Below are 12,965 nucleotides of genomic sequence, written 5' to 3'. Positions count from 1 at the left end.
CAGGCCGCGGCGGCCGAAGCTGCCGCGGCACCTTGGCTCACTCGGGTTGCTGCGGGCGCTCGTTGTCGTTGCCGAACGACGGCGCGGACGACGGTGCATCGGCGGCCGGGGCGGCCTGCGGTGCCTCGTCACGCTGTTCGCGCGGCTCGCGTTCGCGGCGCGGCGGGCGGTCGCCACGGTCGCGACCACGGTCGCCGCGATCGCCACGGTCGCCGTACTCGCGGCGCGGACGCTCCTCCTCGACATAGCCTTCCGGCTTGTCGAGCAGCGCCTTCAGCGACAGCTTGATGCGGCCCTTCTCGTCCGTCTCCAGCACCTTGACCTTCACCATCTGGCCTTCGGTCAGGAAGTCGGTGACCTTCTCGACGCGCTGGTGCGCGATCTGGCTGATGTGCAGCAGGCCGTCCTTGCCGGGCAGGATGTTGACCAGCGCGCCAAAGTCCAGGATCTTGGTGACCGCGCCTTCGTAGACCTTGCCGATCTCGGCCTCGGCGGTGATCTCCTCGATGCGCTTCTTGGCGTATTCGGCCTTGTCGGCGTCGGCCGAGGCGATAGTGATCGTGCCGTCTTCGCCGATGTCGATCGTGGTGCCGGTCTCTTCGGTCAGCGCGCGGATGGTGGCGCCGCCCTTGCCGATCACGTCGCGGATCTTCTCGGGGTTGATCTTCATCGTGTACAGGCGCGGGGCGTACTGCGACACCTCGGTCTTGGCCTCACCCACCGACTGGCTCATGCAGCCCAGGATGTGCAGGCGGGCTTCCTTGGCCTGCGCCAGGGCCACCTGCATGATTTCCTTGGTGATGCCCTGGATCTTGATGTCCATCTGCAGCGCGGTGATGCCCGCGGTGGTGCCGGCCACCTTGAAGTCCATGTCGCCCAGGTGGTCCTCGTCGCCCAGGATGTCGGTCAGCACCGCGAAGCGGTTGCCTTCCTTGATCAGGCCCATGGCGATGCCGGCCACGTGTGCCTTCAGCGGCACGCCGGCATCCAGCAGGCTGAGCGCGCCGCCGCACACCGACGCCATCGACGACGAGCCGTTGGACTCGGTGATCTCGCTGACCACGCGGATGGCGTACGGGAATTCTTCCTTGCTGGGCAGCACCGCCACCAGGGCGCGCTTGGCCAGGCGGCCGTGGCCGATCTCGCGGCGCTTGGGCGAGCCCACGCGGCCCGTTTCGCCGGTGGCGAACGGGGGCATGTTGTAGTGCAGCATGAAGCGGTCTTCGAACTCGCCGGCCAGCGCGTCGATGCGCTGCGCGTCGCGGTCGGTGCCCAGCGTGGCCACGACCAGCGCCTGCGTCTCGCCGCGGGTGAACAGCGCCGAGCCGTGGGTACGCGGCAGCACGCCGGTGCGGATCTCGATGGGACGCACGGTGCGAGTGTCGCGGCCGTCGATGCGCGGCTCGCCGGCCAGGATCTGGCTGCGCACGATGCGGGCTTCGATGTCGAACAGCAGGCCCTCGACCTTGACCGGATCGAAGTCGACGTTCTCGATCTTCAGCACCGCCTGCACGTTGGCATAGGCGTCGCGCGTGGCCTGGGTGCGGGCCTGCTTGCTGCGGATCTGGTAGGCCTCGCGCAGCGGGCCTTCGGCCAGCTCGGTCACCTTGGCGATGAAGGCTTCGTCCTTGGCGGGAGCTTCCCACTGCCATTCGGGCTTGCCCGCGTCGCGCACCAGCTCGTTGATGGCCTGGATGGCGATGTTGCCCTGCTCATGGCCGAACACCACGGCGCCCAGCATCACTTCCTCGGACAGCTGCTGCGCTTCCGACTCCACCATCAGCACGGCGGCTTCGGTGCCGGCGACCACCAGGTCCATCTGGCTGTCGGCCAGCTGGCTCTTGCTGGGGTTCAGCACGTACTGGCCGTTGACGTAGCCCACGCGGGCGGCGCCGATCGGGCCGTTGAAGGGGATGCCGCTGACCGACAGCGCGGCGCTGGTGCCGATCATGGCGGCGATGTCGGCCGCCACTTCCGGGTTGAGCGACAGCACATGGATCACCACCTGCACCTCATTCATGAACCCTTCCGGGAACAGCGGGCGGATCGGGCGGTCGATCAGGCGGCTGGTCAGCGTCTCCAGCTCGCTGGGGCGGCCTTCACGCTTGAAGAAGCTGCCGGGGATCTTGCCGGCGGCGTAGGTCTTCTCGATGTAGTCGACGGTCAGCGGGAAGAAGTCCTGGCCCGGCTTCGGGTCCTTCTTGGCCACGACGGTGGCAAGCACCACGGTGCCTTCGATGTCGACGACGACGGCGCCACTGGATTGACGGGCGATCTCACCCGTCTCGATCGTGACGCTGTGCTGGCCCCACTGGAAGGTCTTGGTGACTTTGTTGAAAAGGCTCATGGGTTCTTCTCCGGTTGTCAGGCGCCTGGGCGGGCGGCGCCTACGGCCCGGGGCAGGCTCATCGTTGTTGGCGCAATGCCATTCCACCGGGGCCGGCGGGGCCGCGAGACCCCGGTGGAATGACACAGCAGCGCCGTGGACGAACCAGCTCCAAAACGCAAAGAGCCTGTGCTGGAGATTCCAGACAGGCTCTCGGCATGCATTCGGTGCTTACTTGCGCAGGCCCAGCTTCTGGATCAGCGCGGTGTAGCGGTCGCTGTTGCGGTCCTTCAGGTAGGCCAGCAGGCGCTTGCGCTGGTTGACCATCTTCAGCAGGCCGCGGCGGCCGTGGTGGTCCTTGGCGTGCAGCTTGAAGTGGGGGGTCAGCTCGTTGATGCGGTTGGTCAGCAGGGCCACTTGCACTTCGGGGGAGCCGGTGTCGGCCGCGCCGCGCGCATGCGCCTGGATGATGTCTGCCTTCTTGGTGTCGGCGGTTGCCATGGTGTGTTCCTGGTAATCGAGGCGCCATGCGCAAACCTGCGGCAGGACGGTCTCGGGTTCAACTTGCGGTCACGGGTGAAACCGACCCATGCCGTGCGAAATCCCTTTTGGGGAACCGGCGATTATATGGCAAGCGCGTCAGACAGGCGCTGCAGGCCTTGCTGCAGCCGCGCCGGGTCGCGCGAGGCGAAGCACCAGCGCAGCCAGCCCTCCCCTTCATCGCCGAAGGCCGCGCCGGGTGCCAGCCCCAGGCCGTGCCGGCTCACCAGCCGCTTGGCCAGGGCCAGCGAATCAGGCTCGCCCTCCACCCGGAAGAAGCCGTACAACCCGCCCAGCGGCGTGGCCACCTGCACCCGCGGCATGGCGGCCAGGCCGGGCAGCAAGGTGTCGCGGCAGGCCTGGAAGCGGCCCACCAGCTCGGGCACGAAAGCATCGGCGATGCGCAATGCCGCCTGGCCGCCGCGCTGCACGAAGACCGGCGCGCAGGAGCTGTTGAACTCGATCAGCTTGCCCACGTCGTCCAGGCAGCCCTCGGGCAGCACCAGCCATCCCAGGCGCCAGCCGGTCATCAGGAAGCTCTTGGAGAACTGTGCACCACCACCACGCGGTCCTGCGGCTCGGTGATGTCGAGGAAGCTGGGCGCGGCACGGCCCTCGCCGAACCACACCCGCTCGTACACCTCGTCGGCGACGATCCAGGTGCCGGTGCGGCGGCAGTGGTCCAGCAGCGCCCGCTGCTCGGCGCGGGTGAGCGTCCAGCCCGTCGGGTTGTTGGGCGCATTGACCAGCAGCACCCGGGTGCGCGGCGTGACGGCCGCCAGCAGCTCGCCCAGGTCGAGGCCCCAGGCGCCCTCTTTGCCCGGACGCAACGGCACGCGGGTGACGGTGGCGCCCAGGATGGCCGGCTGCGCGGTGAGGTTGGGCCACACCGGCACCACCGCCACCACCTCGTCGCCCGGGCCCAGCAGCATCTGCATCGCCACCATCAGGGCAGTGACGCCGGAGGAGGTGACGGCGATGCGGTCGACGTCCACCGGCCGGTGCAGGCCGCTGGTGTAGGCGGCCAGCGCGGCGCGCAGCTCCGGCAGGCCGAGGTTGTGCGAGTAGAAGGTTTCTCCGCGCGCCAGCGCCTGGGCGGCGGCGTCGCGCACCTCGGCGGGCGTGACCTCGTCGCTTTCGCCGAACCAGAAGGCCAGCACGTCGCTGCGGTCGAGGCCGGCATTGGCCACCTCGCGGATCTTGGAGGCGGGCAGGTCGGCAATCGCGGGGCGCATGGCGGGTACTCCTGGAACGGGTTGGAAGGTCAGGGCCGGGTCATCTGGCAGCTGGTGGGCTGCTCCACCTCGGCGGGCTTGAGCTGGCGCACCACGCGGAAGCCGTAGCCGGAGCCTTCCACGTCGAAGCGCACGCCGGGCGTGCCGGCCTTTTCCATCACGCTGACGACCAGCGGCTGCTGGAACTGGTGGTCGGCCGCGCGCATGGTGCCGCCGTGGAAGCCGCCGAACGGCTTGCTGTCGAGCTTGGCGCCTTCCAGCGCGCGGGCCACGGCGGCGGGGTCGGCGGTGCCGGCCTTCTCCAGCGCGCGGGCCAGCAGCTCGATCATCGACTGCATGCGGGCATGCACGTAGTCGTCGCGCGGGTCGGGGAAGCGTTGGCGGAACGACTGGTAGAACGCATCGGAGGCCTGGCCGCCGAGGTTGGGCACCCATTCAGCCACCGCCAGCACCGTGCCCACGCCAGCGTCGCCAATGGCCGCGGGCGCACCCAGCGCATTGCCGTAGAAGGTGTAGAACTTGACCGGCGCGCCGGCATCGCGCACCGCCTTGACCAGCAGCGTGAGGTCGTTGCCCCAATTGCCGGTGAGCACCGCCTGCGCGCCGCTGGCGCGGATCTTGGCGGCATAGGGCAGGAAATCCTTCACCCGGCCCATGGGATGCAGCTCGTCGCCGACGAACTCGATGTCGGGTCGCTTGGCCTGCAGCATGGCGCGCGCCTGCTTGAGCACCTGCTGGCCGAAGCTGTAGTCCTGGCCGATCAGGTAGACCTTCTTGACCGAGCCGTCGTCGCGCAGCGCATCGGTGAGCGCGGCCAGGCGCATGTCGGTGTGGGCGTCGAAGCGGAAGTGCCAGAAGCTGCACTTCTCGTTGGTCAGCGCGGTGTCCACCGCCGAGTAGTTGAGGAACAGCGCGCGCTGCTGGGGCTCACGCTGGTTGTGCTTGTCCAGCGCGTCGATGATGGCCGCGGCGGTGGCCGAGCTGTTGCCCTGGGCGATGAAGGCGATGCGGCGGTCGAGCGCGGCGCGCAGCATGGCCAGCGCCTCCTCGGTGTTGCCCTTGCTGTCCAGCCGCACCAGCTCCAGCGGCCGCGCGCCATCGGCCAGCTTGACGCCGCCGCGGGCATTCACCCGCTCCACCGCCCACAGCAGGTTGCGGAACACCGCCTCGCCGGCATTGGCGAACGGGCCCGACAGGCCTTCGATCATCGCGATGCGGATGGGCTCGCGGCCGGCGGGCACGGTGGAGGCGGCGGCGTTCGCGGCGGGCTGGGCCTGCACCACGGCGCCGGCCAGCAGCAAGGCGCCCGCGGCCAGCAGGCGGCTGCGGCGCAGGACGGAAACGGCGGCGTTCTTCAAGGAGCGGGGCATCAATCGGCAAGGCGCTGTTCAGGAGGCGGCGGATTGTAGGGAGGCGGCCAGTGTCACCAAGATGGGCAAGCCGGGCCGGGAAAAGCACGAATCTGGTGCGTCCCGAGCTTTCTCGCAGATTCGCCTCAAGCGACCTCGGACCCACGCCGACAACCCGGTCAGTTGTCCACGATGTGAGGGTTTCTTGATGCTCAGCCGCCTGTCCGTCCGCCACCGCCTGCTCGCCGCCTTCGGGCTGGTACTGGTGCTGTTGCTGGGCATCGCCGCCCTGGGTGCGCATGGGGTGGGTCAGGCCCGCGGCGGGGTGGAGGTGCTGCAGCAGCGCATCCTGCCGGCGCAGGCGCATGCCAGCGCGGCCGAGCAGCAGCTGTGGCGCGCCCGTGCCGCCGAGCAGACGATGGTGGCCAACAACCTGGACAACGAGGCCATTGCAGCCGCCCGCAAGACCTGGGACGAGGCCCTGCAGGCCGCCGGCACCGAACTGGCCGCCGTGGCCACCACGATGGCCGACGCCCCGCTGGCCACCCACCTGGACGCCGTGGCCGGCCATGTGAAGGCCTACCGCGCCGCCTACGAGGCCTTCTACAAGGACCTGACCGGCGCCCGCTTCCCGGATGCCCGCGAGGCCACGGCGGCGCTGGGCGAGGTCAACAACCATTTCAAGGCCGCCGAGACCCGCCTGGCCGAGGCGCGCCGGCAGGTGGACCAGGCCTCGGCCACGCTGGGCGCCGGCGTGGACCTGCTGACCGGCCGGGTGCAGACCGCACTGCTGGGCTTCGCCCTGCTGGCCGTGGCCTGCGCGGTGGGCGCCGGTTATGCGGTGGGCCGCTCCATCCTGGCAACGCTGGCCTCGGTGCGGCAGATCGCGGCGTACATCGCGGCGGGCGACCTGACGCGCACCGTGGTGGTGGAAGGCGGCACCGAGACCGCGCAGACGCTGGGCTCGCTGGCGCAGATGAGTGCCGCGCTGCGCGCCATCGTGGCCGACGTTCGCGGCAGCGCCGACAGCATCCAGGTGGCCAGCAGCGAGGTGGCCACCGGCAACCTGGACCTGAGCCAGCGCACCGAGGCCACCGCGGGCAACCTGCAGGAGGTGAGCAGCGCCATCGACGTGCTGACCCATAACGTGCACCACTCGGCCACCGCGGCCCAGCAGGCCAACCAGCTGGCCCATGACGCGGCCGAGGTGGCCGAGCGGGGCGGCGCGGTGGTGTCGCAGGTGGTGGCCACGATGGAGGAGATCCACGGCAGCTCGCGCCAGATCGTGGACATCATCGGCGTGATCGACGGCATCGCCTTCCAGACCAACATCCTGGCCCTGAACGCGGCGGTGGAAGCCGCCCGCGCCGGCGAGCAGGGCCGCGGCTTCGCGGTGGTGGCCTCGGAAGTGCGCAGCCTGGCGCAGCGCAGCGCCGCGGCGGCGCAGCAGATCAAGCAGCTCATCAACACCAGCGTGTCGCGGGTGGATGCCGGCGCCCGGCTGGTGAAGGAAGCCGGCGACACCATGGGCGAGCTGGTGGGCAGCGTGCGGCGGGTGGAAAGCACCATTGGCGACATCCACACCCGCGTGACCGAAGTGAGCCAGGGCATCGACGCCATCACCGGCCGCGTGTCCAACGTGGACCAGATGACGCAGCAGAACGCGGCACTGGTGGAGCAGTCGGCCGCCGCGGCCGATGCGCTGAAGGAAAACGCCAACCGCCTGGCGAAGGCGGTGGCCAGCTTCCGCGTGGCGCCCCAGGCCGCCTGATCGCTCGACGGCGCGCGGCCGGGGCGCCGTGCCCTCAGTTCGCTGCCGGCTCCACCGCGGTGACCGCGTAGCCGCCCTCGACCTTTTCCGCGCGGAAGCGGATGCGGTCGCCCGGCTTCACCTGCTGCAGCAGCGCGGCATCCGGCGCGCGGAACACCATCGTCATCGCCGGCATGTCCAGGTGGCGGATCTCGGCATGCCGGATGGTGATGCGGCCGGCCTGCACATCCACCTTGCGCACTTCGCCATCGGTCAGCCCGGGCGTGCCGGCCTGGGCCCAGGCCAGGCCACCGGCCAGCGAAAGAGCCAGTGCGGCCAGGTGCTTGCTCATCTTGTGCATCGTCATGCTCCCACGGTGATGTGGCCGACCATGCCGGCCTGGTAATGGCCTGCGATCAGGCAGGCGAACTCGAACTGGCCGGCGCGGTTGAAGTGCCACACCAGCTCCCCGGTGCGCCCCGGCGGCACATGGGCCATCCAGGGCTCGTCGTGTTCCATGTCGGGAAACTTCATCATCAGCTCGGCATGCGCGCGGTTTTCCTCACGCGTGCCGATGACGAACTCGTGCATCGCGCGGCCGGTGTTGGCCACGCGAAAGCGCAGCGTCTCGCCCAGCGCCACGCGCAGCTGCGCGGGCTCGAAGCGCATGCTGTCCAGCATCTTCACCGCCACCGTGCGGCGCACCGCCTCGGGCCGGCCGGCGATGCCCCAGGGCTTCTGCTCGAGCGGGGCGGCGGCCGCGGGCTTGCCGCCATGCGGTGCCTCGCCGTGCGCATGGGCGCGGCGTGGCAGGCTGCCAGCGGCCAGCAGCAGCGCAGCCGCGGGCAGGCCCAGCGTCATCGAACGTCGTTGTGTCTTCATGCTTGCTCCTGTGGATGGCCGGCCTTCAATGCGCATGGCCACCGGCCGGCTTGCGCACCTGCACTTCCACCGGCCGGGCGGGCACGGCGGCGGGTGGCATGGAGGTGCCGCCACTGGCCGCGGGCGCCTGCGCCGGCGTGGCCAGCGGGCCGGCGAACTCATGGGCCACGGTGCCGGGCGGATGCTGGAACCAGCCGGGGTCGGTGTAGTCGCCCGGGCGCTGGCCACGGCGCACCTTGAGCACGCTGAACATGCCGCCCATGCCCACGGCGCCGAAGGGACCGGTGCCGGTCATCATCGCGGCGGTGTTGTCGGGCAGCGGCATCTCCATCTCGGTCATGTCCTTCATGCCGCGCTCGCCCATCACCATGTAGTCGGGGATCAGCTGCGTGACCTGCCGCGCCACGCCGCTGTGGTCCACGCCGATCATGGTGGGCACGTCGTGGCCCATCGCATTCATGGTGTGGTGGCTCTTGTGGCAGTGGAAGGCCCAGTCGCCCTCCTCGTCGGCCAGGAATTCGAACTGCCGCATCTGGCCCACGGCGATGTCGGTCGTCACCTCGGGCCAGCGGGCACTTCTGGGCACCGGGCCGCCGTCGGTGCCGGTGACGGTGAACTCGTGGCCGTGCAGGTGCATCGGGTGGTTGGTCATCGTCAGGTTGCCCACGCGGATGCGCACGCGGTCGTTGTGGCGCACCGCCAGCGGGTCGATGCCGGGAAAGATGCGGCTGTTCCAGCTCCACAGGTTGAAGTCCAGCATCGTCATCACCCGCGGCGTGGCGCTGCCGGGCTCGATGTCGTAGGCATTGAGCAGGAAGCAGAAGTCGCGGTCCACCTCGGCGATGAGCGGATGCCGGCCCTTGGGATGGGTGATCCACAGGCCCATCATGCCCATGGCCATCTGCACCATCTCGTCGGCATGCGGGTGGTACATGAAGGTGCCGGGGCGGCGGGCCACGAACTCGTAGACGAAGGTCTTGCCCGGCGGAATGGCCGGCTGCGTCAGGCCGGTCACGCCGTCCATGCCGTTGGGCAGGCGCTGGCCGTGCCAGTGGATGGTGGTGACCTCGGGCAGCTTGTTGGTGACGAAGATGCGCACCCGGTCGCCTTCCACCACCTCGATGGTGGGGCCGGGGCTCTGGCCGTTGTAGCCCCACAGGTGGGCCTGGAAGCCGGGCGTCATCTCGCGCACCACCGGCTCGGCCACCAGGTGGAATTCCTTCACCCCGTTGTTCATGCGCCAGGGCAGCGTCCAGCCGTTGAGGGTGACCACCGGGTTGTAGGGCCGGCCGTTGGGCGGCTGCAGCGGCGGCATGGTGTCGGGCGATGTCTGCAGCACCGGCTCGGGCAGCGCAGCCAGCGCCACCTTGCTGACCGCGGCGGTGCTGACGGCCGCGGTGGCGGCGGCGGCGCCGAGAAGATTGCGTCGGGAAAGCATGGGTCGGGTTCCTTGTGCGGTGTCGGCGGGCTTCAATGGCCCGCCTCGGCGGCAGGGGCCGCAGCGGCGCTGGAGGCGGGCAGCGCGCCGCCGGCGGCGGGCTTGCCGATGAGCGCCATGTCCAGGTCGGCCTGGGCCAGCCAGAAGTCGCGCAGCGATTCGATGGCCGTGTTGACGCCGCCGATCTGCGCGCGGGCATCGGCCAGCAGCTCGAACACGCCGATCAGCATGCCGTTGTAGCGAAGCAGGTTCTGCTCGGCGATGCGGGCCTGCAGCGGCAGCACCTCGTCGCGCTGGTGGCGTGCGATGTCGTAGGCCGAGCGCCAGGCGCCATAGGCCTCGCGCACTTCGGAGCGGGCGTTGACGGCGGTCTCGGCCGCGCGGTGCAGCGCTTGTCCATACAAGCCCTCGGCCCGCGCGACGCCGGCACCGCCGTCGAACAGCGGCAGCTCCAGCGACAGCTCCCAGCCGCGCTCGGTAGGCTCCTCGTTCGACGAGTTGCGCACCACGCCCAGCTCCAGCAGGTTGACGAAGCGGCTCGCACGGCCCAGGCCCAGGCTGCCGGCCAGCTGCTGTGCACCGGCGCGCGCGGCCTGCACGTCCAGCCGCTGGGCGATGGCCTGCTGCTCGATGTCGGGCCGCTCCAGCTGCACGGCATCGGCCTGCGGCAGCGGCGGCAGCCGGGTGGGCAGCTGCAGCCGCGCCGCCGGCTCGCCCCACAGGCCCAGCAGCCGCACCAGCCGCTCGCGCGCGGCCAGGCGAGCCTGCTGCGCACGGGCGGCGGCCAGCGCGGCATCGGCCGAGAAGGCCTGCTCACGCGCCTGCTGCAGCGCATTGAAGTTGCCCACCTGCGCCATGCGGCGGGCCAGCTCGGCGCTGGCCTGCGCGGCCTGCAGCACCTGGCCGCTGTAGTGCAGCGCCTCTTCCGCGGCCACCGCCTGCACCCAGGCGCGGCGGGTGTCATGGGCCAGCTGCAGCGCCTGGCCGGCCACCTGGGCCTGGGCCTGCGCCTGGCGCCGCGTGGCCGCCTCGCTGGCCAGCGGCAGCGTGATCAGCCGGCCCAGGCTGAAGTGCAGGCCACGCTCGATCTCGCGTTCATCGCCGCGGCGGGTGCGGCCGAAGCTGAAGCCTGGGTTGGGCAGCCGGCCGGCGGCCACGCGCTCGGCATCGGCGATGGCCACGTCGTGCAGCGCGGCACGCAGGCCGCGGTTGTTGAGCAGCGCCAGCCGCACCGCGTCGTCGGCCGACAGCGGCTGCGCCAGCAGGGCCTGCGCCTGCTGCTGCGCTGCGGCCTGTTCCGCGTCGGTATGCGGCAGCTGCACCGGCTGGCCCAGGCGCTGCTGCACCGTCTGGCGCACCGGGCCGATGCCCGCATCCGGGCTGAAGGCCGCGCAGCCGCTGAGCAGTGCGGCGGCGGCCAGCGCAGCCGAGGTCGCGCCATGGCGAGGGCACATGCCGGCGCGCAGGATCGGACGACCGGCGCTCACCGGTGGCCTCCGTGCGGATGCGCCGGTGGCGTGGCCGCCGGCTGCGGGGCATGCGGCGCCGAGGCGGCCGGCGCGGGCACGGCCGCTTCACGCGCATAGGCCTTCCAGCCGCCGATGCGGCCGACCTGGTCGTTGGCGGCGCGCCAGGGCACGGCGGCGGGTGGCTCCGCACCCGACGGCAGGCCGGCGAGCACGGAGCGGTAGACCGGCGCCGGCACCGGCGCGCGGGGATCGGTGGGGTCGGCGGAAGCGCTGGCGGCCGGTGGTGCGGACGCGGGCGCGGGCTGGGCCACGGCGGCGGCGGCCAGCACGGCCAGCGCCAGCCCGGCCAGGAGCGGATGGGACATGGAAACGTCCTTCGAAGTGATCGGCGGTGATGCCGGACGGCCCACCGCGGCGCGGTGGACGGACGGCACGCTGGGCAGGCGCACGCGGCGCCTGCGGGTCACGCGCGCGGGCTTCGGGGCGGGCGCTCGGGCCCCGCCGTGAGGAAGGACGGCGCAGGCGCCACCAGGGTGGCGACGGCCGTGGTGGCCGCGGGCGCGCTGGCCAGCACCGGCATGGCCGCGGGCAGGCCCATGGCCACGCAGCAGGCCGCGCAGGCGCTGCAGGCATGGCCGTACAGGGGGCCGGCGGCCGGGCCGGGCGGTGGCTCGTCCGGCGTCAGTCCGTCGGTGGCGCCGCCGGCATCGGGTGTGGCGGCCGCAGGGTACCCATGGTTCTCGTGGGCCTGGTGGTCCATGCCGCTGTGCAGGCCGTCGTGCTGGACGTCCTGGTGAGCTTGGTGCGAGCCGGCATGCGCCATTGCGCCGCTGGTGGCCGCGCCGCAATGCAGCATGGCCGTGGCCGCCAGCCCTTGCATCGGCAAGGCCAGCACCATCCACCACAGCATGATCACGCGCAGCAACCGCATGCGGTCAGTCTAGCGCGCTCGCATGCACCTGCAGGGTGTGGGCCTGCTGCCCCCGCCGCACCACGAACTGCGTGTGCAGCGGCTGGCGCCAGGCCAGCAGCAGCCGGGCCAGGTCGGCGCTGTGACCCACCGGCCGTCCGTTCATGCCCACCACCACGTCGCCCTGCCGCAGGCCGATGCGCTCGCCCAGGCTGCCGCTGGCAACGCCGACGATCAGCGCGCCCTGCACCTGGGCCCGGCCCTGCAGCACCGCCATGGGCGGGGCCAGGTCGGCGAACTGCACCCCCAGCCGCGGGCGGCGGATGCGGCCGCTGGACTGCAGTTCCGCGGCGATCTGCAGCACGATCTCGATCGGCACCGACAAACTCACGCCCGGCGTGCCGAACACGCCGGCCATGGTGCGCAGGTTGAGCCCGACAATGGCACCGCCCGCATCCAGCAGCGGGCCGCCGGAGTTGCCGGGGTTCAGCGCCAGGTCGCTCTGGATGAACAGCAGCTCGTGGTCGTCGCCGAAGTGGCGGTCCTTGCCGCCCACCACGCCGGCGGTGACGGAGCGGTTCAGGCCATAGGGCTCGCCCACGGCCAGCACCCAGTCGCCCGGGCGCAGCCGCTGTGCGCTGCCCAGCGGCGGCAGGGCACCCGGCCGCGGCAGGGCATCGGCCGGCAGCCGCAGCAGCGCGATGTCGGCCTCGTCGTCGATGCCCACCACCTCGGCGGCCAGCACCCGCTGGTCGGGCAGCCGCACCACCGTGCGCTGCATCTGCTGCACCACGTGGGCGGCGGTCACTGCATGGCCCAGGCCATCGATGAAGAAGCCGGCGCCGATGCGCAGGTCGAGCAGGCCTTCGGGGTCGGCGGGGTCGGGCAGCACCTCGTCGGCCGGCGGCTGCGGCTCGGCCTGCGCCGCATCGGCAGGGCGGCTGCCGGTGGCATACACGCCGATGGTCCACGGCAGCCCGCGCTGCAGCGCCGGCGCGAAGGACTGGACGCCGCCGCGCATCCAGCCGCCGGCCGGTCCTGGCGCCGCGCAGCCCGCCAGGCCCCCC

At 71.5% G+C, this 12,965-nt stretch carries 11 protein-coding genes and 1 pseudogene; 1 reads left to right on the top strand and 11 read right to left on the bottom strand.

What is annotated here, in order from left to right:
• Positions 1-37: 37 nt before the first annotated feature.
• The 4 genes and pseudogenes from pnp to LRS14_RS29220 all read right to left on the bottom strand — a co-directional run bounded on the left by pnp (position 38) and on the right by LRS14_RS29220 (position 5,470).
• Positions 38-2,347 (bottom strand): polyribonucleotide nucleotidyltransferase, encoded by a 2,310-nt coding sequence (gene pnp, locus LRS14_RS29235; RefSeq protein WP_046113912.1) that lies wholly within the window; start codon positions 2,345-2,347, stop codon positions 38-40.
• 210 nt (positions 2,348-2,557) lie between these two features.
• Positions 2,558-2,827, bottom strand: coding sequence for a 30S ribosomal protein S15 (gene rpsO / locus LRS14_RS29230; protein ID WP_046113913.1), 270 nt, complete (start codon positions 2,825-2,827; stop codon positions 2,558-2,560).
• Positions 2,828-2,949: 122 nt separating this feature from the next.
• Positions 2,950-4,100 (bottom strand): annotated as a pseudogene (locus tag LRS14_RS29225) (pyridoxal phosphate-dependent aminotransferase).
• A 29-nt stretch (positions 4,101-4,129) separates the two neighbouring features.
• Positions 4,130-5,470: a branched-chain amino acid ABC transporter substrate-binding protein gene (locus LRS14_RS29220; RefSeq protein ID WP_404977617.1), complete on the bottom strand. Its 1,341-nt coding sequence runs from the start codon at positions 5,468-5,470 to the stop codon at positions 4,130-4,132.
• A 187-nt stretch (positions 5,471-5,657) separates the two neighbouring features.
• Between LRS14_RS29220 and LRS14_RS29215 the strand changes: the two genes are divergently transcribed.
• Positions 5,658-7,220 (top strand): methyl-accepting chemotaxis protein, encoded by a 1,563-nt coding sequence (locus LRS14_RS29215; protein WP_257802090.1) that lies wholly within the window; start codon positions 5,658-5,660, stop codon positions 7,218-7,220.
• Between the two features lie 34 nt (positions 7,221-7,254).
• On the opposite strand, the gene LRS14_RS29210 is transcribed toward LRS14_RS29215, so the two are convergent.
• From LRS14_RS29210 to LRS14_RS29180, 7 genes are all read right to left on the bottom strand, one after another.
• Entirely contained in the window at positions 7,255-7,560 is a 306-nt protein-coding gene (locus tag LRS14_RS29210; RefSeq protein ID WP_257802089.1) for a copper-binding protein, read from the bottom strand.
• A 2-nt stretch (positions 7,561-7,562) separates the two neighbouring features.
• Positions 7,563-8,081, bottom strand: coding sequence for a cupredoxin family protein (locus tag LRS14_RS29205; RefSeq protein ID WP_257802088.1), 519 nt, complete (start codon positions 8,079-8,081; stop codon positions 7,563-7,565).
• Positions 8,082-8,106: 25 nt separating this feature from the next.
• Positions 8,107-9,519: a multicopper oxidase family protein gene (locus LRS14_RS29200; RefSeq protein ID WP_257802087.1), complete on the bottom strand. Its 1,413-nt coding sequence runs from the start codon at positions 9,517-9,519 to the stop codon at positions 8,107-8,109.
• A 32-nt stretch (positions 9,520-9,551) separates the two neighbouring features.
• The gene (locus LRS14_RS29195; protein WP_257802086.1) at positions 9,552-11,006 is read right to left on the bottom strand and encodes a TolC family protein; all 1,455 of its coding nucleotides are present in this window, start codon (positions 11,004-11,006) and stop codon (positions 9,552-9,554) included.
• On the bottom strand, positions 11,003-11,353 hold the full coding sequence (locus tag LRS14_RS29190) for a hypothetical protein (RefSeq protein WP_257802085.1): 351 nt from the start codon (positions 11,351-11,353) through the stop codon (positions 11,003-11,005). The genes LRS14_RS29195 and LRS14_RS29190 overlap by 4 nt, the downstream gene beginning before the upstream one ends.
• Before the next feature lie 98 nt (positions 11,354-11,451).
• Positions 11,452-11,919 carry a hypothetical protein gene (locus LRS14_RS29185; protein ID WP_257802084.1) on the bottom strand — a complete coding sequence of 156 codons (468 nt, stop codon included), beginning with the start codon at positions 11,917-11,919 and terminating at the stop codon, positions 11,452-11,454.
• Between the two features lie 4 nt (positions 11,920-11,923).
• On the bottom strand, positions 11,924-12,919 hold the full coding sequence (locus tag LRS14_RS29180; protein ID WP_257802083.1) for a S1C family serine protease: 996 nt from the start codon (positions 12,917-12,919) through the stop codon (positions 11,924-11,926).
• Between the last annotated feature and the right edge of the window lie 46 nt (positions 12,920-12,965).

The sequence above is a fragment of the Aquincola sp. J276 genome, from assembly GCF_024700035.1.
Taxonomy (GTDB): domain Bacteria; phylum Pseudomonadota; class Gammaproteobacteria; order Burkholderiales; family Burkholderiaceae_C; genus Aquincola; species Aquincola tertiaricarbonis.
Note: the sequence above shows the minus strand (reverse complement) of the source record. Positions and strands in the feature narration are given on the sequence as shown.